Source organism: Streptomyces sp. NBC_00683 (assembly GCF_036226745.1).
GTDB lineage: Bacteria > Actinomycetota > Actinomycetes > Streptomycetales > Streptomycetaceae > Streptomyces.
The window spans coordinates 7,338,178-7,359,240 of sequence record NZ_CP109013.1 but is presented as its reverse complement, the minus strand read 5'-3'; the positions used below and the strand labels follow the sequence as shown (position 1 = coordinate 7,359,240).

General features: G+C 75.6%; 1 protein-coding gene and 1 pseudogene. Both read left to right on the top strand.

The window, feature by feature from the left end; genetic code table 11:
- Positions 1-150 precede the first annotated feature (150 nt).
- Positions 151-16,620, top strand: coding sequence for a type I polyketide synthase (locus OG257_RS32605; RefSeq protein ID WP_329213236.1), 16,470 nt, complete (start codon positions 151-153; stop codon positions 16,618-16,620).
- Positions 16,617-20,928 (top strand): annotated as a pseudogene (locus tag OG257_RS32600) (type I polyketide synthase); the annotation flags it as partial. The gene OG257_RS32605 and the pseudogene OG257_RS32600, both read left to right, overlap by 4 nt.
- Positions 20,929-21,063: the final 135 nt, after the last annotated feature.

The window sequence follows — 21,063 nt, the reverse complement described above, 5'->3', positions numbered from 1 at the left end:
TAGAGTTCTCGGGGGTCTGACCAGCCTGGCAGGGGTTGGTTCCCGCCCTCTGCGGTGACTAGCCTTCCCCCCGACCGGGGTCTGTTCATGAGGTCTTCGGCAAACGACAGCCGACCGCTGCGTCGTCCTCGGAAATGGGGTTTCCTTCAGATGGTGGACGACGGAACGCTGCGTGAATATCTGAAACTTGTCACCACTGATCTGCATCGGACCAGGCAGCGGTTGCGCGAGGCCGAGAAAGAAAACCGGGAGCCGATCGCCGTCGTCGGAATGGGCTGCCGTTTCCCCGGCGGGGTGCGCACGCCCGAGGACCTGTGGCGGCTCGTGCTCGCGGACGCCGATGCCGTCGGCCCGTTCCCCGAGGACCGCGGCTGGCAGCTCTCCGGACTGCTGGGCGCGGACGCCGGTCCGGACTCCGGAGAGTCCGGCGGCTACGTCCGGGAAGGCGGTTTCGTCGACGACGCCACCCGGTTCGACCCGGGGTTCTTCGACATATCGCCGCGCGAGGCCCTCGCCATGGACCCGCAGCAGCGGCTGCTCCTGCAGACGTCCTGGGAGGCCGTGGAAGCCGCGGGTATCGACCCGTCGTCGCTGCGCGGCAGCCGCACCGGCGTGTTCGTCGGCGCCAACGACCAGCACTACACCTCGCTGCTGGCCGGCGCCGAGCAGGACAACCAGGGTTATCTGCTGACCGGCGGCGCGACCGCCGTGATCTCCGGCCGGGTGTCCTACACGCTGGGCCTGGAGGGGCCCGCGGTCACCGTGGACACGGCCTGTTCGTCGTCGCTCGTCGCCCTGCACCTGGCGTGCCAGTCGCTGCGGCGCGGCGAGAGCACCCTCGCGCTCGCCGGCGGTGTGACGGTGATGGCCACGCCCGGTGTGTTCGCCGAGTTCAGCCGGCAGGGCGGCCTGGCCGCCGACGGCCGGTGCAAGTCCTTCGCGGCGGCGGCCGACGGCACCGGCTGGTCCGAGGGCGTCGGCGTCCTGGTGGTGGAGCGGCTGTCCGACGCGCTCCGGCTGAACCACCCGGTGCTCGCCGTCGTGCGCGGTTCGGCGGTGAACCAGGACGGCGCGTCCAACGGGCTGACCGCCCCCAACGGGCCCTCGCAGCAGCGGGTGACCCTGCAGGCCCTGGCCGACGCCCGTCTGGCGCCCGGTCAGGTCGACGCCGTGGAGGCGCACGGCACGGGCACGAGCCTCGGCGATCCGATCGAGGCCCAGTCCCTGATCGCGGCCTACGGGCAGGACCGGCCGGCCGACCGGCCGCTGTGGATCGGCTCGGTCAAGTCCAACATCGGCCACGCGCAGGCCGCCGCAGGCGTCGCGTCGGTGATCAAGATGGTGCAGGCGCTGCGGCACGGCGTCCTGCCGCGGACCCTGCACGTCGACGAGCCCACCGGGCACGTCGACTGGACCGCGGGCTCTGCCAGGCTACTCACCGAGGCCCGCGACTGGCCCCGGACCGGCGAACCCCGCCGGGCGGGCGTCTCCTCGTTCGGGCTGAGCGGTACCAACGCCCACCTGATCCTCGAGCAGGCGCCCCAGCCGGAGGCGGAGTCGGCCCCGACCGGCACCCGTCGGCCGGCCGGCACGACGCTGCCGTTCCCGGTCAGCGCCAGGACGGCGTCCGCGCTGTCCGGCCAGGCCGCCCGGCTGCGGGAAAGGGTGGCGTCCGAGCCCGGGCTCGACCTCACGGACCTCGGCCACGCGCTGGCGACGACCCGCGCGGCGCTGCCGCACCGCGCCGTCGTGACCGCGGGCGACCGCGACGAACTGCTCGACGCCCTCGCCGCCGTCGAACAGGGCGCGGAGAGCGCCCGGGTGCGGTACGGGGTGGCCCGCGGGACGCGGCCGGCGGGGAAACTCGCGATGCTGTTCACCGGGCAGGGCGCACAGCGGGCCGGCATGGGCCGCGAACTGTACGCCGCGGAGCCGGTGTTCGCCCAAGCGCTGGACGAGGTGTGCGAGGCCCTGGATCCGCACCTGGGCCGCCCGCTGCGCGAGGTGCTGTTCGCCGGGCCGGAATCGCCCGGGGCCGAGCTGCTGGACCGTACCGAGTACGCCCAGCCCGGGCTGTTCGCGATCGAGGTCGCGCTCCACCGGCTGTTCACGCACTGGGGCGTCGCCCCTGACTACGTGCTGGGCCACTCCGTCGGCGAACTCGCCGCCGCCCATGTGGCCGGGGTGTGGTCGCTGCCGGACGCCTGCGCCCTCGTCGCCGCCCGGGGCCGGCTGATGCAGCGGATGGCCGGGGACGGCGCGATGCTCGCGGTCCGGGCCACCGAGGACGAGGTCCGCACGACGCTCGCCGGGACGGCCTCCGGGGCCGTCGTCGTCGCCGCCGTCAACGGGCCGGCCGACGTGGTCGTCTCCGGCGACCGCGACGCCGTCGGCGCGCTGGCGGCCCACTGGAAGGAGCGAGGGGTGCGGACCCGGCTCCTGCGGGTGTCCCACGCCTTCCACTCCGCCCATATGGACCCGATGCTCGACGAGTTCCGCACGATCGCCGCCGGGCTGACGTACGGGAGCCCGTCCGTCCCCATCGTCTCGAACCTCACCGGGACGGTGGCGGGGGCCGACGAGCTCGCCGACCCCTCCTACTGGGTCCGCCAGGTCCGCGAGGCTGTCCGGTTCGGGGACGGTGTCGCCTGGCTCGACGGGCACGGCGTGGGCCGGTACCTCGAACTCGGGCCGGACGGCGTCCTGTCCGCCATGGCCGAGGAGTCGCTCGCGCACCGCGACGAACCCGCCGTCGTGGTACCGGCGTTGCGGCGCTCCCTCCGCGAGCCGGCCGCCGCGACGGGGGCACTGGCCGAGCTGCACGCAAACGGTGTGACCCCCGACTGGACGGCCGTGTTCCCCGGTGCCGGCGGCCGGCCGGTGGCGCTGCCCACCTATGCCTTCGAGACGGAGCACTACTGGCCGCGGCTGACGTGGTCGCCCGGCGACGTGACGGCGGCCGGGCTCGGCGCCACCCGGCACCCGCTGCTGGGCGCCGGCGTCAGCCTCGCCGACGGCGACGCGCTGCTGTTCTTCGGGTGGCTCTCGGCCGGGCGGCCGCAGTGGGCGGCCGACCACGTGGTCCTGGGGCGCACCGTGCTGCCCGGCACCGCGTTCGTGGAACTCGCGGTCCGCGCCGGCGACCAGGCCGGCTGCGGCCACGTCGAGGAGCTGGTGCTGGAGACGCCGCTGGCGCTGCCCGAGCGGGGCGGCGTCCAGATGCAGGTCGCCGTCGGCGCCGCCGACGCGACCGGGCGGCGGGACGTGAGCGTGTACGCGCGGCCCGACGCGCCCGCGGACGAGGGCTGGCCCGAGCGCCCCTGGACCCGGCACGCGAGCGGTGTCCTGGCCCCCCAGCCAACCGCGGAACGGGACCCTGACAACGGCTGGTCGCTGCAGTGGCCGCCGGTCGGCGCGGTGGACGTGCCTGCGGACGGCGCCTACGAACTGCTGGAGGGCGCAGGCCTGCAGTACGGCCCGGCGTTCCGCGGCATCCGGAGCCTGTGGCGGCGTGGCGACGAGGTCTTCGCCGAGGTGGGTCTGGCGGAGTCCGACGAACCCCAGGCGCGCGCGTACGGCATCCATCCGGCGCTCCTGGACGCCGCTCTCCAGGCCCAGGCCGGAGCCGGCCCGGGCGGGCCGGACACGGCGGGGGTCCCGTTCTCCTTCACGGGCGTGACGCTGCGGGCGGCCGGCGCGGCGGCGCTCCGCGTCCGGCTCACCCCGCTCGACGGCGGCGGCGTCGCCGTCGCCGCCGCGGACCACACCGGCGAGCCGGTCCTGTCGGTCGACCGGCTGGTCGTCCGCCCAGTAGCGGCGGCGCCCGAGTCCGCCGACCGGTCCGACGGTCTCTGCCGGCTCGAATGGAGCCCGCTCGCGGCCGACCGGGCTCCCGGCACGACGCCGCCCGGCGTGGCCGTGGACGCCTTCGATCCGGCCCCTCTGCTCCCCGAAGGCCCGCTCCCCCGGACCGTGGTGCTGCGCGTCCGCGACACCGCGACAGCCGCCGACGGGCCGGCCCGGGCACGGGCCCTCACCGGGCGGGTGCTGGGCGCGCTCCAGCAGTGGCTGGCCGACGAGCGGTGCGCCGATTCCCGTCTGGTGGTGCTCACCCGCGACGCGGTACTCGCCGTCCCCGGCGACCGTGCCCCCGACCCGGCCGCCGCGGCGGTATGGGGACTGGTCCGTGCCGCGCAGTCCGAGGAACCCGGCCGCTTCGTGCTGGCGGACACCGACAGCGACGGCGTGCCCTGGGAGGCCGTCGCTGCCGCGGTCGACGCGGGCGAGCCGCAGATCGCCGTGCGCGCCGGGGCGGCGTTCGCCGCCCGGCTGGTGCGGGCGGCGCATCCGGCCGGCCTGCCCGTACCGGCGCGGGCGGCGTCCTGGCGGCTCGACACCCGGGAGCCAGGCACGCTGGAGAACCTCTGGTTCGCCCCCGTGGACTTGGCGGGGCCGCTCGGTCCGGGGCAGGTCCGGGTTGCCGTGCGGGCCGCCGGGCTGAACTTCCGCGACGTCCTGTACGCGCTGGGCATGTACCCGGGCGAGGTGGAACTGGGCGGCGAGGCTGCCGGCGTCGTCCTGGAGACCGGGCCGGAGGTCACCGGCCTGTCGCCCGGCGACCGGGTCATGGGTGTGTGCACGGGTGCGTTCGGGCCGGTCGCGGTGACCGATCACCGGCTGCTCGCCCCGATGCCGGCGGACATGACGTTCGCGGAGGCGGCCGCGGTGCCGATCGCCTACGCGACCGCGTACTACGGCCTGGTCGACCTGGGCGGTCTCCGGGCCGGCGAGGCGGTCCTCGTGCACGCAGCCGCCGGCGGTGTGGGAACCGCCGCCGTCCAGCTCGCCCGGCACCTCGGCGCCGAGGTCTTCGCCACCGCCTCCCCTGGCAAGTGGGACGCGGTGCGGGCCATGGGCGTTCCCGACGACCACATCGCCTCGTCCAGGGACCTCGGTTTCGAGGACAGCTTCTCGGCCGTCACCTCCGGGCGCGGCGTGGACGTCGTCCTCGACGCGCTCGCCGGCGAGTTCGTCGACGCCTCGCTGCGGCTCCTGCCGCGCGGCGGCAGGTTCGTCGAGATGGGCAAGAGCGACCTCCGGGACGCCGGCGAGGTCGCCGTCGCCCACCCCGGCGTCCGTTACAGGGCGTTCGACCTGGTGGAGGCGGGCCCGCAGCGCATCGGGGAGATCCTGGCGGAGCTGCTGGAGCTGCTGCGGACCGGCGCGCTGCGGCTGCCGCCGGTCCGGGCGTTCGCCCTCCCGCAGGCGCCGGACGCGTTCCGCCACGTCAGCCAGGCCCGCCACATCGGCAAGGTCGTCCTCACCGTCCCGCGACCGCTCGACCCCGACGGCACCGTCCTCGTCACCGGCGGTACCGGCGGTCTGGGCGCGCTCCTCGCCCGGCATCTGGTCACCGCCCACGGCGTCCGCCGCCTCGTCCTGCTCAGCCGGAGCGGACCGGACGCCGCGGGCGCCCGGGAACTGACCGCCGAGCTGACCGCGCTGGGCGCCGACGCCGAGATCGTGGCCTGCGACGCCGCCGACCGCGGCGCCCTCGCGGCCGTGCTCGACGCGATACCGGACGACCGTCCGCTGACCGGCGTCTTCCACACCGCCGGCGTGCTCGACGACGGCACCGTCGCGGCCCTGACACCGCAACGGCTGGACACCGTCCTGGGACCCAAGGCCGACGCCGCGTTCCATCTGCACGAGCTGACCCGCCGTCACGACCTCGCGGCCTTCGTACTGTTCTCCTCGGTCGCCGGGACCCTCGGCGCACCCGGGCAGGGGAACTACGCCGCGGCCAACGCCTTCCTCGACGCCCTGGCCCAGCACCGGCACGCCGTCGGCCTGCCCGCGCTGTCCCTGGCCTGGGGCGCCTGGGACGGCACCGCCGGCATGGCCGCCCGCCTCACCCGGGTGGACCGCGAACGCGTCGCTCGCTCCGGCTTCCCGCTTCTTGCCGCCGGCCACGGACTCGCTCTCCTCGACGCCGCCCTGGCCTCGCCGCACGGGGCCCTGGTGGCGACGGGGCTGGACACCGCTGCCCTGACCGCGGCGGGTTCGCTGCCGCCGATGCTGACCGGTCTGCTCCGACCCGGCGCCCGGCGCACGGCCCGCGGCGCCGCCCCGGCCGAGGGCGCCGCGTCGGCGGACCGGCTCGCCGCCCTCGGTCCCCAGGACCGTTCCCGGTTCCTTCTCGACCTGGTCCGCTCCGCGGCCGCCGCGGTCCTCGGCTTCCCCGGTCCGCGGGCGGTCGAGGCCGGGCGGGCGTTCAAGGAACTCGGCTTCGACTCGCTGACCGCCGTCGAACTGCGCAACCGACTGGCCGCTGCCACCGGACTGCGGCTGCCTGCCACTCTGGTCTTCGACCACCCGACCCCCCGCCTGCTGGCCGAGATGCTCGGCCGGGCCGTCGTGGGCGACCGTGAGGAGACCGCCGTCGCCCCGGAGACGGCGGGCGGGCCGGCGCCGGCCGACGATCCGATCGCGATCATCGGGATGAGCTGCCGGCTGCCCGGCGCCGCCGACACCCCCGACGGGCTGTGGCGGATCGTCAGCGAGGGCATCGACGCCATCGCGCCGTTCCCCGACGACCGGGGCTGGCGGCTCGACGCCGTCTACGCCGCCGACAGCGCCGAGGCCGGACTCAGCCGCACCTTCGAGGGCGGGTTCGTCGACGGCATGGCGGACTTCGATGCCGAGTTCTTCGGCATCGGCCCGCGTGAGGCCCTCGCCATGGACCCGCAGCAGCGGCTCCTGCTGGAGACCGCGTGGGAGGCGGTCGAGCACGCCGGGATCGCCCCCGGCTCACTCGCCGGCAGCCCCACCGGTGTCTTCGTGGGAGCGGCGTCGACCGGCTACGGCGCCGGCCCGCTCGACATCCCCGAGGGGACGGGCCCGCACCTGCTGCTGGGCACGTCGACGAGCGTCGCCTCCGGCCGGGTCTCGTACGTGCTCGGTCTGGAGGGCCCCACCCTCACGGTCGACACCGCCTGCTCGTCCTCGCTGGTGGCCATGCACATGGCCGCGGAGGCGCTGCGCCGCGGCGAGTGCTCGCTGGCCCTGGTCGGCGGCGTCACCGTCATGAACACGCCGAGCATGTTCACGGACGGCAGCCAGGGCGGCGCCCTGGCCGCCGACGGCCGGTGCAAGGTGTTCTCCGCCGACGCCGACGGCACCGGCTGGAGCGAAGGCGCCGGGATGCTCCTGACCGAGCGGCTCTCCGACGCCCGGCGCAACGGCCACCGGGTGCTGGCGGTGCTGCGCGGCTCCGCCGTCAACCACGACGGCGCCAGCAACGGCCTCACCGCCCCGAGCGGCCGGGCCCAGCAGCGCGTCATCCGCCAGGCGCTGCGCAGCGCCGGGCTGGACGCCCACGAGGTCGACGCCGTCGAGGCCCACGGCACCGGAACCGCGCTCGGCGACCCGATCGAGGGCCGGGCGCTCCTGGACGTCTACGGCCGGGATCGTCCCGCCGGGCGCCCGTTGTGGGTCGGCTCGGTCAAGTCCAACATCGGCCACTCCCAGTGCGCCGCCGGCGTCGCAGGCGTCATCAAGATGGTCCAGGCCCTGCGCCACGAGGTGCTCCCGGCGACCCTGCACGCCTCCGAGGCGACCCCGCACGTGGACTGGTCGTCCGGGGCGATGCGGCTGCTGACCGAGCCGGTGCCGTGGCCGCGCGACGGCGTCGTGCGCCGGGCCGGTGTGTCGTCGTTCGGCATGAGCGGTACCAATGCCCACGTCGTCCTCGAGGAGGCGCCGGCCGAACCGCCGCCCTCGGCGGTCGCCGAACCGCCGTTCACCCCGGCGGTCGCCGACTCGCCGGTGCCGTGGGCCCTGTCCGGCCGGACCGTACCGGCGCTGCGCGCCCAGGCGGCGCGGCTGCGCGCGCGGCTCGACGAGCGGCCCGGCCTCGCCGCCCCGGAGTCCGTCCCTGAGGTGGCCCGCGCCCTGGCGACCGGGAGGACCGCGTTCCGCCACCGCGCCGTCCTGCTCGGCCCCGATCCGGAGCGCTACCTCGACCAGTTGGACGCCCTCGCCGCCGGCCGCGGCGTCAGGGGCCTGATCCGGGACGACGCCGGACCGGGCGGCCCGGTCGCGTTCGTCTTCCCCGGGCAGGGCTCGCAGTGGCCGGGGATGGCCACGGAACTGCTGCGGTCCGCCCCGGTCTTCCGCGACACGTTGCGCGAGTGCTCGGCGGCGATCTCGGAGCACGCGGACTGGTCGGCCGAGGACGTCCTGCGGGGCGCCGAGGGCGCGCCGTCACTCGACCGGCTCGACGTCGTCCAGCCGGCCCTGTTCGCGATGATGGTGTCCCTCACCGCCCTGTGGCGTGCGCACGGCATCGTGCCGGAGGCCGTCGTGGGGCATTCGCAGGGCGAGATCGCGGCGGCCTGCGTCGCCGGGGCCCTGACCCTGCCGGACGCCGCGAGGATCGTCGTGGCCCGCAGCCGGCTGCTCGCCTCCCTCGACAGCGGCGGCGCGATGCTGGCGGTGACCCTGCCCGTCGAGGAACTGACCGAACGGATGGCGCGGTGGCCGGGCCGACTGCACCTCGCGGCCGTCAACGGCCCCCGGGCCACGGTGGTGTCCGGTGACCCCGAGGCGGTCGAGGAACTCGCCGCCGCGCTCGCCGCCAACCGGATCGCCGCCCGGCGGATGGCCATCACCGGCACCGCCCACTCGCCCGAGGTCGACCGGCTCCACGACGAGGCTCTCGCCGCGTTCGCCGGGATCACCCCCCGGACCGCGGCCGTCCCGCTCTACTCGGCCGTCGAGGGCGGCCCGGTCGACGGCGCCGCCCTCGGTCCCGAGCACTGGTACCGCAACATGCGCCTTCCGGTGCGATTCGCCCCGGCGATCGCCGCCATGCTGCGCGACGGCTTCCGCGCGTTCGTCGAGCCCAGCCCGTATCCGTCCCTGACCGCGAACGTCGAGGACGTCGCCGACGCCGAGGGCGCAGACGACACGGTCGTCGTCACGACTCTGCGCCGCGACAACGGCGGCCCGGACCGTTTCCGGGAAGCGGTGGCGACCGCGTTCGCCCGGGGCCTCGCCCCCGACTGGGACGCCGTCCTGGCCCCGCCGTCCGCCTCCGCCGTCCGCCCCGAGCTGCCCGGATACCCGTTCCAGCGCCGGCGGTACTGGCTGGAGGCCGCCGCGCCGGCGACGACGGCAGGCCCCGGCGTCGCCGACCCGGCCGACGAGGCGTTCTGGGACGCGGTCGCGGGCGGCGATCCGCAGGTGCTCGCCGACGCGCTCGACGTGTCCGACCCGCGGCAGCGCGAGCTGCTGGACGGTGCCGCGGCCGCGCTGCCCGTCCTGTCGGCGTGGCGGACCGATCGCGGTGACCGGTCCACCGTGGACGGCTGGCGCTACCGGATCGAATGGCGGCGCAAGGCACGCCTTCCGCGGCCGGTCCTGTCCGGCATCTGGCTGCTCGTCGCCCCGGCCCACGACCCCGACGGCGTCGCCCGCCGGTGCGCCCATGCGCTCGCCGAGCGGGGCGTCTCCCAGGTCCTGACGGTGGCCCCGGCCGCCGACGACCCGCACGGCGAAGGCCTGGCCGCCCGGCTGGCGGACGCTCTGGCCGAGGCCGCCGCCGTCGCCGGACCCGGCCCCGCGGGCGGCCGCGTCGAGGGGCTGCTGAACCTGCTCGGCCTCGACACCCGCCCCGGCCCCGTCGGCGTCGCGACCGGTGTCGCCACCACGCTCGCGCTGGTCCGGGCGGCCGAGGACCTCGACGTGGCCGCGCCCCTGTGGACGGCGACCCGCGGTGCGGTGTGCGTCGGCGCGGCCGACCCGTCGCCGGACCCGGCCCAGTCGGGACTGTGGGGCCTCGGTCTGGCCGCCGGGCTGGAACTGCCCGCCCGCTGGGGCGGTCTGGTGGACCTGCCGGCCGAGATCGACGAACGGGCCGCCGACCGCCTTGCCGGCGTTCTGGCCGGCCTGGACGACGAGGACCAGGTCGCGGTGCGCCCCGCCGGGGTCTTCGCCCGCCGTCTGGTGCGCGCGCCCCTGGGCAACGCGCCCCGCACCGATCCGTGGCAGCCGACCGGCACCGCGCTGGTCACCGGCGGCACCGGCGCTCTCGGCGCGCACGTCGCCCGCTGGCTGGCCGGGCTGGGCGCACCCCGTGTCGTCCTGACCAGCCGCCGGGGACCGCAGGCGCCGGGCGCCGCCGAGCTGGTCGCGGAGCTGGAGGCGGCCGGGACCCAGGTGCTGGTGGTGGCCTGCGACGTGAGCGACCGTGAGGAGCTGCGGGCCCTGCTCGCGGCGCTTCCCGACGGCCCGCCCGTGACCACCGTCGTCCATGCCGCCGGCGTGACCCGGTCCGCCCCGGTCCTGGACACCACAGCCGAGGAAGTCGCACAGGTCATCGCCGCGAAGGCGGACGGCGCGCGCCACCTCGACGAACTCCTCGGCGACGGCCTCGATGCCTTCGTCCTCTTCTCGTCGGGCGCATCCGTCTGGGGCGGCGCGGGCCAGGGGGCCTACGCGGCCGCCAACGCCCACCTTGACGCGCTGGCCCTGCGGCGGCGCCGCAGGGGACAGACGGCCACGTCGGTGTCCTGGGGCGGCTGGGACGGCGGCGGCATGGCGGACGCCGGCGCGATCGAGCTCCTCGGCCGGCGCGGCCTGCGCCTGATGTCGCCGCAGCTCGCTCTCGTCGCGCTCGGCCAGGCCCTCACCCACGACGAGACGCTGCTCACCGTCACCGACATGGACTGGGCCCGCTTCACCCGCGGCTACACCGCGGCCCGCCCCCGTCCGCTCATCGGCGAGATACCGGAAGCGGCGCGGGCCCTGTCCGACGACGGCGCCGACTCCGGCTCCGACGACGACGCGGGCTCCGGGCTCGGGCGGCAGCTGGCCGCCCTGCCCGCCGGCGAACGCCGGCCGTTCCTGCTCACCCTGGTGCGCGCCGAGGCCGCTGCCGCGCTGGGCCACACCGGACCGGCCGACATCGAACCCGGCCGCGCCTTCCGGGAGCTCGGATTCGACTCCCTCACCGCCGTCGACATCCGCAACCGGCTGCGCGCCGCGACCGGCCTGCGTCTGCCCACCACCGTCGCCTTCGACCACCCGACGCCGAACGCGCTGGCCGGCTTCCTCGCGGACGAGCTGCTCGGCACGCCCGATCCCGCCGGTACGCCCGGGGCCGGGGCCGCGGCACCGACCGCGGCCGGGCCGGCAGACGAACCCGTCGCGATCGTCGGCATGGGCTGCCGGTTCCCCGGCGGGGTGCGCTCACCGGAGGAGTTGTGGGACCTCGTCCTGAACGGCCGTGACGCGATCACCCCGTTCCCCTCCGACCGGGGCTGGGACCTCGACGCCCTCTACGACCCCGACCTGTCGCGGCCCGGCAGTTCGTACGTCCGTGAGGGCGGCTTCCTGGACGGCGCCGGTGACTTCGACGCCGAGTTCTTCGGCATCAGCCCCCGCGAGGCGATGGCGATGGACCCGCAGCAGCGGGTGCTGCTGGAAACCGCCTGGGAGGCGCTGGAGCGCACCCGCGTCGACCCGTCGGGGCTGGCCGGCAGCCGCACCGGCGTGTTCGTCGGCACCTCGTTCCAGGGGTACGGGCTGGGCGACGCCGACGCGCTCGGCGCCGCCGAGGGGTTCTTCCTCGCCGGAACCGGGACGGCCGCCGTGTCCGGGCGGCTGTCCTACAGCCTCGGCCTGGAGGGGCCGGCCGTCACCGTCGACACCGCCTGCTCGTCGTCGCTGGTCGCCCTGCACCTCGCCTGCCAGTCGCTCCGGCAGGGAGAGTGCGACCTCGCCCTGGCCGGCGGCGTCACGGTCCTGCCCACACCGGTGTCCTTCACCGAGTTCAGCCGCCAGCGCGGCCTGGCGCCCGACGGCCGCTGCAAGCCGTTCGCCGCCGGTGCCGACGGCACCGGCTGGAGCGAGGGCGTCGGTGTCGTCGCCCTGCAGCGGCTCAGTACGGCCCTGGCCGAGGGCCGCCAGATCCTGGCCGTGGTCGCCGGTTCCGCCGTCAACCAGGACGGCGCCAGCAACGGCATGACCGCGCCCAACGGCCCCTCCCAGCGCCGCGTCATCGCCGCCGCCCTGGCCGGCGCCCGGGTGGACGCCGGCCACGTCGACCTCGTGGAGGCGCACGGCACGGGTACCCCGCTCGGCGACCCCATCGAGGCCCAGGCCCTGCTGGCCGTCTACGGGCCGGCGCACTCCGCCGAGAACCCGCTGTGGCTCGGCTCGGTCAAGTCCAACATCGGCCACTCCCAGAGCGCCGCCGGCATCGCCGGGGTGATCAAGACCGTGATGGCGCTGCGGCACGGCGTCCTCCCGCCCACTCTGCACGTGGACGAGCCCACCCCGCACGTGGACTGGTCGCAGGGCACTGTCGCCCTGCTCACCGAGGCACGGCCCTGGCCGGACACCGGCCGGATCCGCCGGGCCGGGGTCTCCTCCTTCGGCGGCAGCGGCACCAACGCCCATGCCGTCCTCGAACAGGCCCCTCCCCTGCCGCCCCGCGCCACCACGGGCGAGACGCCGGCCGCGGTGCCGTGGCTGCTGTCCGGGCGCACCGAGCGGGCCCTGCGGGAACAGGCCGGACGACTGGACGACCACCTACGGCACCGGCCCGCGCCGGAGCCGGCCGACGTCGCCTGGTCGCTGGCCACCACCCGTACCGCCTTCGAGCACCGCGCGGTGCTGCTCCCGGGCAGCCCCGACGCCCTGGCCGCTCTGGCGGCCGGGGATCTGCCCGCCGGGGTCGTCCGCGGCCGGGCCGTCGAGGGCCGCACGGCCTTCGTGTTCCCCGGCCAGGGGTCTCAGTGGCCCGGTATGGGAAGCCCGTTGCTGGACTCCGACACCGTGTTCGCCGAGACGGCCGCCGCCTGCGACGAGGCGTTCGCCCGCCACACCGACTGGTCCGTGCTCGACGTCCTGCGCGGTGCCGATGGCGCGGCCTCGCTGGAGCGCGACGACGTCGTCCAGATCTCGCTGTTCACCGTGATGGTCTCGCTGGCCGCGATGTGGCGCTCCTGGGGTGTCGAGCCGGATGCCGTGCTCGGCCATTCGCAGGGCGAGATCGCCGCCGCGTACGTCGCCGGGGCCCTGTCCCTCGATGACGCGGCCCGGGTGGTCGCCCTGCGCGCCGAACTCCTCGGGACCGTGGTCGGCCGCGGCGGCATGCTGTCGGTGGCGCTGCCGGCCGTGGAGATCGAGAAGCGCCTCGCCGCGTGGGACGGCCGGATCTGCCTCGGCGCGCGCAACGCGCCCGGCGCGAACGTCGTCAGCGGCGACCGGGACGCGCTCGCGGAGTTCGCCGGTGCCTGCGCCGTCGAGGGGATCCGCGTCAAACCGGTCCGCATCGGCTACGCGTCGCACTCGCACCACGTGGACGAGCTGGCCGGGCCGCTGCGCGAAGCCCTGGCGGACATCCGGCCCCGGGCGGGCTCGGTCCCGTTCTTCTCCAGCGTGACCGGCGGCTGGGCCGACACCACCACGCTGGACGGCGAGTACTGGTTCGCCAACCTGCGCAGGTGCGTCGGGTTCGAGCCCGCCGTGCGCGGCCTCGCCGACCAGGGCTACCGGCACTTCATCGAGGTCGGACCGCACCCCATGCTGGCCATGGGTATCCAGGAGACCCTCGAGGACATCGGCGACGACGGCATCCCGTGGCCGCCGCCCGTCCCGTCCCTGCGCTCGGGCCAGGCCGACGCGGCCCGCATGCTCGCCTCAGCCGCCCAGGCGCACGTGTCCGGCGTCGGCGTGGACTGGAGCAAGGTGCTGGGCGGCCCTGGCCGGCGCCCCGTCGACCTGCCCACCTACCCGTTCCAGACCGAGCGGTACTGGATGAACTCGCTCGGGGCCGCGCCCGGCACGGACCCGTCGGGCACCGGCCTGGACGCCACCGCGCATCCGGTCCTCACCGCCGCTGCCCCGGTGGCCGGCACCGAAACCGTCCTGCTGACCGGCCGGATGTCGACGCGGACCCACCCGTGGCTCGCCGACCACGCCGTCCTCGGCACGGTCCTGGTACCCGGCACCGCCTTCGTCGAGTTCGCGCTCACCGCGGGCGGCCGGGCCGGCTGCCCGTTCGTCGAGGAACTCACCCTCCAGACGCCGCTGGTCCTCGCGGACTCGGAGGGCGTCCGCGTCCAGGCCGTCGTGGGGCAGCCGGACGGCACCGGGCGGCGGTCCGTGGGCGTCTACTCCCGGCCCGAGGACGGCTCGCCGGACTCCGGCGACGCCGCGGACGACTGGGTGCTGCACGCCACCGCCACCGTCGCACCCGCCGCGCCCGGACCGGCGGCGGAACCGGACGGCCTCACGCAGTGGCCTCCGGCCGGCGCCGCCGAGATCGACCTCGGTGGCTTCTACGACGACCTCGCCGCCCTCGGCTACAGCTACGGGCCCGCGTTCCAGGGCATGCGCGCCGCCTGGCACCGCGACGGAGAGGTGTACGCGGAGGTCGCCCTCGCCCCGGACGGCCCGGAGGCGGACGGCTTTGCCGTGCATCCGGCCCTTCTGGACGCGGCGTTGCACGGCATCGGCATGCTGCGGTCACTGGGCGGGGGAACCGCGCCGACCAGGGCGGAACTGCCGTTCGCCTGGCGCGGTGTGCGACTTCTCCGGCACGGAGTCAGGACCCTGCGGGTCCGGCTGGCCATGGACGGGCAGGGCGCCGTCGGCGTGACCGTCGCCGACGCCGACGGCACACCCGTCGCCACGGCGGACTCGATCGTCTCCCGGCCCGTGCCCGACGGCTTCGGCGCGGCGCGGCACCTGTCCCGCAACGCGCTGTTCCAGGTCGGCTGGGCGGAGGTCCGGGGCGTACCGGCACCCGCCGTCCCGTACTGGGCCGTGTTCGGCCCCGACCCGCTGGATCTCGACGCACAGCTCCGGGCGGCCGGGGCCCCGGTCCGCCGGCCCTCGCAGGCCGACGACGCCGACACGGCCGCCGTCGCCCTCGCGTCCCTGGCCGCGGCGGACGGGTCCACGGAACCGGCCGGCGTGACGCACGACGCGCTCCGGCTCGTACGCCGGTGGCTCGCCGACGAGCGACGCGTGGACGCCCGCCTCGCGATCGTCACCCGGGGCGCCGTGGCGATCGGCGAGGACGAGGACGTCAGTGACCTCCCGGCGGCCGCGGCCTGGGGACTGATCCGCTCCGCGCAGGCCGAACACCCCGGCCGGTTCGTCCTGGTCGACCTCGAAGGCCCCGCCTCCCCTGACGTTCTCGCCGAGGCGCTGAGCTGCCCGGAACCACAGGTGGCGGTGCGCGCCGGCCGGTTGTACGCGCCGCGCCTGGCGCGGGCCGAGCGGCCGGCGGAAGCCTCGGTCGACGCCGAGGGCACGACCCTGATCACCGGCGGCACCGGCTCCCTCGGCTCGGCACTCGCCCGGCACCTGGCCGCCGCCCACGGCGTCCGCCGGCTCGTGCTGACCAGCAGGCGCGGCCCGCGGGCCCCGGGCGCGGCCGGCCTCGTCGCCGACCTCGCCGCGCTCGGCTGCGAGGCCACGGTCGTGGCGTGCGACGTCGGCGAACGCGACGAGGTCGCACGCCTGTTGCGGGCCGTCCCGGCCGACCGGCCCCTGCGGGCAGTCGTCCACACGGCGGGCGAACTCGACGACGGCCTGGTCACCGGCCTCGACGACGCCCGGCTCGACCGGGTGCTGCACGCCAAGGCGAACGGCGCGAGGCACCTGCACGAACTGACCCAGGACCTGGACCTGTCCGCGTTCGTGCTCTTCTCCTCGGCCTCGGCCACGTTCGGCGCCGCCGGGCAGGCCAACTACGCCGCCGCGAACGCGTTCCTGGACGCCCTCGCCCACCACCGCCGGGCCCGCGGCCTCACGGCTGTCTCCATGGCATGGGGCCCGTGGGCCGAGACGAGCGGCATGACCAGCGGGCTCACCGAGGCCGATGTCCGGCGCGTCGAACGGCTCGGTCTGACGCCGCTGTCCACGCGGGACGGCATGGCGCTGTTCGACGCCGTGCTCGGCGCCGCCACCGCGGTCGCCGTCCCGATGGTCCTCGACACCGGCGCGCTGCGCACCCGTTCCGAGACGGTGCCCCCGCTGCTGCGCGACCTCGCCGGGCCCGGCCGCCCCTCCCCCGTCGCCGCCGGCGACGACGGGGCGGGCCTGCGCCGTCGCCTCGCCGATCTCACCGACGCCGAGCGGTACGAAGCGGTCCTAGACCTCGTCCGCACCCAACTGGCCGTTGTGCTGGGCCACTCCGGTCCCGAGGCGGTCCGCGCGGACCGGGGTTTCCTCGAGACCGGTGTCGACTCCCTCACCGGCGTCGAACTGCGCAACCGGCTCGCCGCCCTGACGGGGCTGCGCCTGCCGGCCACCCTGGTGTTCGACCACCCCAACCCCATCGCCCTCGCCCGGCACCTCCGCGGTGAACTGCTGCCGGATCCGGTGGCCCCGTCGGTGCGCGCCCTGGAGGAACTCGGCCGACTGGAGGAGGTCCTGGCCGCCGTGGACGCCGACGACGCCGGCCGGGCCACGGTCGGCAGCCGGCTGCGGGAGCTGCTCGCCCGGTGGAACGACGGACGGCAGCGGACCGAGGACGCCGTCAGTCTCGAAACGGCGACCGCCGAGGAACTGTTCCAGATCCTCGACGAGTCCGACTGAGCAGCCGGGAGCGCGAAATGGCCACCACCGAAGAGCTGCTGCGCTACCTGCGGCAGGCGACCACCGATCTGCGTGAGGCCCGCCAGGACCTCCGCGACCTGGACGAACGCATGCGCGAGCCCGTCGCGATCGTGGGCATGGCCTGCCGGTACCCCGGCGAAGTCACCTCACCCGACGGCCTGTGGCGTCTCCTCGACAGGCGCGGCGACGGCCTGTCCGGCTTCCCCGCCGACCGCGGCTGGGACCTCGGCCGGCTACCGGCCGACGGCCCCCGCCAGGCCGGATTCCTGCACGACGCCGGCCGGTTCGACGCGGCGTTCTTCGCCATGTCCCCGCGTGAGGCCCTGGCCACGGATCCCCAGCAACGCCTCCTGCTGGAGACCGCCTGGGAGGTGATGGAGTCCGCCGGCGTCGACCCCACGACGCTGCGCGGCAGCCGTACCGGCGTCTACGTCGGCCAGATGTATCACGACTACATGGTCGGCGCGGGCGAGATGCCGGCCGGCAGCGAGGCGTACCTGGCCACCGGCACGGCGGGGAGCGCCGCATCCGGCCGCGTGGCCTACTCCTTCGGCCTGGAAGGGCCCGCCGTCACCGTCGACACCGCCTGCTCCTCGTCACTGGTGACGCTGCACCTGGCGTGCCAGGCGCTGCGGGCCGGTGAGTGCGACCTGGCGATCGCCGGCGGCGTCACCGTCATGGCCACCCCCGAGGTGTTCGGGGCGTTCGGCGTCGACCAGGGCCTCGCCCCGGACGGCCGCTGCAAGTCGTTCGCAGCTGCCGCCGACGGGATGGGCTGGTCCGAAGGCGTCGGCGTACTCCTCGTGGAGCGGCTGTCGGACGCGCGGCGCAACGGCCACCGGATTCTCGCGGTGGTGCGGGGCAGTGCGGTGAACCAGGACGGCGCGTCGAGCGGCCTGACAGCACCGAACGGCCCGTCGCAGCAGCGGGTGATCCGTGACGCCCTGGCGAGTGCGCGCCTGGCCCCCGCGGACGTGGACGTCGTGGAGGCGCACGGCACCGGTACACGGCTCGGCGACCCGATCGAGGCGCAGGCGCTGCTGGCGGTCTACGGCCAGGAGCGAGGTGAGGGCGACGAGCCGTTGCGGCTGGGGTCGGTCAAGTCGAACATCGGCCACACCCAGGCCGCGGCGGGCGTCGCCGGCGTGATCAAGATGGTCATGGCCATGCGGCACGGTGTGCTGCCGTCCACCTTGCACGTGGACGCCCCGTCGCCGCAGGTGGACTGGTCGGCGGGCGCGGTGGAGCTGCTGACGGAACCGCGGGAGTGGCCTGCAGCGGACCGGCCGCGCCGTGCGGCGGTGTCCTCGTTCGGTATCAGCGGTACCAACGCGCACGTCATCCTGGAAGAACCTCCCACCGTGCAGGCCGTCGAGCCGTCGGTGCTACGTCCCGGGCTGGTGCCGTGGCTGGTGTCGGCGAAGTCGGCGGACGCGTTGCAGCCGCAGATCGAACGGCTGCGGGAGTTCGTGGCGGAGCGTCCCGAACTGGATCCGGTGGACGTCGGCTGGTCGCTGGCGACCGGCCGGGCCGCGCTGGAGCACCGTGCGGTGCTGGCCGGGGACACGACCCTCGCCACCGGTGTCGCGGGCGAAGGCCGTACCGCGTTCCTCTTCACCGGCCAGGGCTCACAGCGTGCAGGCATGGGACTGGGCCTGTACGAACAGTTCCCGGTGTTCGCAAAAGCCTTCGACGCGGTCTGCGCACGGCTCGACGCCCGGCTGGAACGCCCGCTGCGCGACGTCCTCACCGACGGCACCGACCTGGACCACACCGTCTGGGCACAAGCGAGCCTCTTCGCCCTCGAAGTCGCACTGTTCCGACTGGTGGAGTCCTGGGGCGTCACCCCCGACGTGCTCCTGGGCCACTCCCTGGGCGAGATCACCGCAGCCCACGTGGCAGGCATCCTCGACCTGGACGACGCCTGCACCCTGGTCGCCGAACGCGGCCGCCTCATGCAGGCACTACCCACCGGCGGAGGCATGCTGGCGGTGCAGGCGACCGAGGCCGATGTCACGGACTCCGGCCTGGACATCGCCGCCGTCAACGGCCCCAACTCCGTAGTCCTCTCCGGTCACTCGGGCGCGATCGAGCAGTACACGGCCCAATGCGCCGATCAGGGACGCCGGTTCACCGTCCTGTCCGTGTCGCACGCGTTCCACTCCACCCTGATGGAACCGGTGCTGAAGGAATTCGCCGACGTGCTGGACGGTCTGACGTACCACCAGGCACGGATCCCGGTCGTGTCGAACCTGACCGGGGCGATCGCCGAACCCGGTGTCATGCAGCAGCCGGAGTACTGGCTGGACCAGATCCGCCGTACCGTGCGTTTCGCCGACGGTGTCACGGCCCTGGGCGACCTCGGCGTGACGCGGTACCTGGAACTCGGCCCTGACGGGGTCCTGTCGGCCATGGTCCGGGAGACCACCGGTGACGCCGTGCTCGCGCCGGTGCTCCGCAAAGGGCGGGACGAGGTCGAGACCTTCCTGGCGGCGGTCGGCCGGCTGTGGACAGCCGGCGCCGACGTCGACTGGCCCGCCGTGTTCGCCGGCTGGGGCGGCCGGGTCGTCGACCTGCCGACGTACGCCTTCCAGCACCAGCAGTACTGGCCGCAGCCGTCCGTGAACATCTCGGCGGACCCGTGGCGGTACTCCGTGGTGTGGAAACCCGCGGAGCCCGCCATGTCCGCGCCGGTTCTGGGCGGCACCTGGCTGGCGCTGCTGCCGGGCTCGACGAAACACTCCGAAGTGGCCGAACGGTGCGTACGAGCGCTCACCGACGCCGGCGCGCACGTCGTCACGGTACGGGCGGACGCGGCAGGCCTCCGGAAGCGCGTGGCCGAGGCGTGTGCGGACGGCGGCGAGCCCGCCGGCGTGCTGTCCTTCGCCGCGCTGACCGCCGGCGAAGGCACCGGCGGTCCCGTCCCGCCCGCGTCGGTCACGAGCATGCTGGCCACCGTGGAAGCGCTGCGGCACGGCGGCGTCCGAGCGCCGGTCTGGTGGATCACCTCCGGCGGAATCGCCGTCGACGACGGCGAGACGGTCGACACCGACCAGGCGCAGGTATGGGGCCTCGGCCGGGTGGCGGGGCTCGAGCTTCCCGAGATGTGGGGCGGCCTGGTCGACGTCGGTGACGCCGCCTCGGGTGAGCGTCTCGCCGAGGTCCTTGCCTTCGGCGTCGAGGACCAGGTCGCGCTGCGTCCGGCGGGCGCGTTCGTCCGGCGGCTGGCGCGCTCCGGCGGCGTACCTGCGGGAGAGTGGCAGGGCCGCGGCACCGTGCTGATCTCCGGCGGCACCGGAGGGCTGGGCTGCGAGGTCGCACGGTGGCTGGCTGGGTCCGGAGCCGGGCATCTGGTCCTGGTCTCGCGGCGGGGCCCGGCGGCGCCTGGCGCCGACCGGCTCGTGGCCGAGCTGGAGAGCGCCGGGGCGGCGGTGACGGTCGTCGCCGGCGACATCGCGGACCGCGAGTTCGTACGGTCGGTCGTCGACCGGTACCACCCCTCGGGGGTGATCCACGCGGCCGGCGTGGGCGACCCGACCCCGCTGGCCTCTTCGGGCCCGGAGGATTTCGCGCGGGTGATGGCCGCCAAGGCCGAGGGCGCGCGCCTGCTCGACGAGGCGCTCGGGGACACACCCCTGGACTTCTTCGTGCTGTTCTCCTCGATCGCCGGGGTCTGGGGCAGCGGCGGACAGGGCGCCTACGCGGCCGCGAACGCCTACCTGGACGCGCTGGCGACCAACCGGCGCGCGAGAGGCGCCGTCGCGACATCGGTGTCCTGGGGGCCGTGGGCGGGCGAGGGAATGGCCGGCGGGGCCGACGCCTCCGAGTATCTGCGGCGCCGCGGTCTGCGGGCGATGGTGCCCGGGTCGGCGGTCCGCAGGCTGGGCCCGGCACTGCTCGCCGACGACGGATGCGTGACGGTCGCCGACGTCGACTGGGCGGCTTTCCTCCCGGCGTTCAGCGCCAGCCGCGAACGCCCGCTGATCCACGACATCCCCGAGGTCGCACAGCTGACGGCCGCCGCCACGGAACCGGACGGCGCACTCGCCACCCGGCTGCGCGCGCGGCTCGCGACCCTGGACGGCGACGAGCGGGAAGCGGCTCTCGTCGGTGTCGTGCAGCGGCACGCCGCAGACGTGCTGCATTACCCGTCACCCGAGGCCGTGACAGCCGACAAGGCCTTCCGCGACCTCGGCTTCGACTCCCTCAGTGCCGTCGAACTACGCGACCGACTGGCCACGGAGACCGGCCTGCGCCTGCCCACCACTCTGCTGTTCGACCACCCCAGTGCACGCGCCGTCGCCGGCCTGCTGCGGGCCGAGATGTTCCCGGACAGCGGCGAGGAGATCGACGAGGAACGCGCCGCGGCGATCCGCCGGGCCCTGCGGGGAATCCCGTTGGCCCGCCTGGCCGACGCCGGCC

Excerpts from the sequence above, each read along its gene's own strand:
- OG257_RS32605 (WP_329213236.1), top strand. The coding sequence starts at position 151 with ATGGTGGACGACGGAACGCTGCGTGAATATCTGAAACTTGTCACCACT.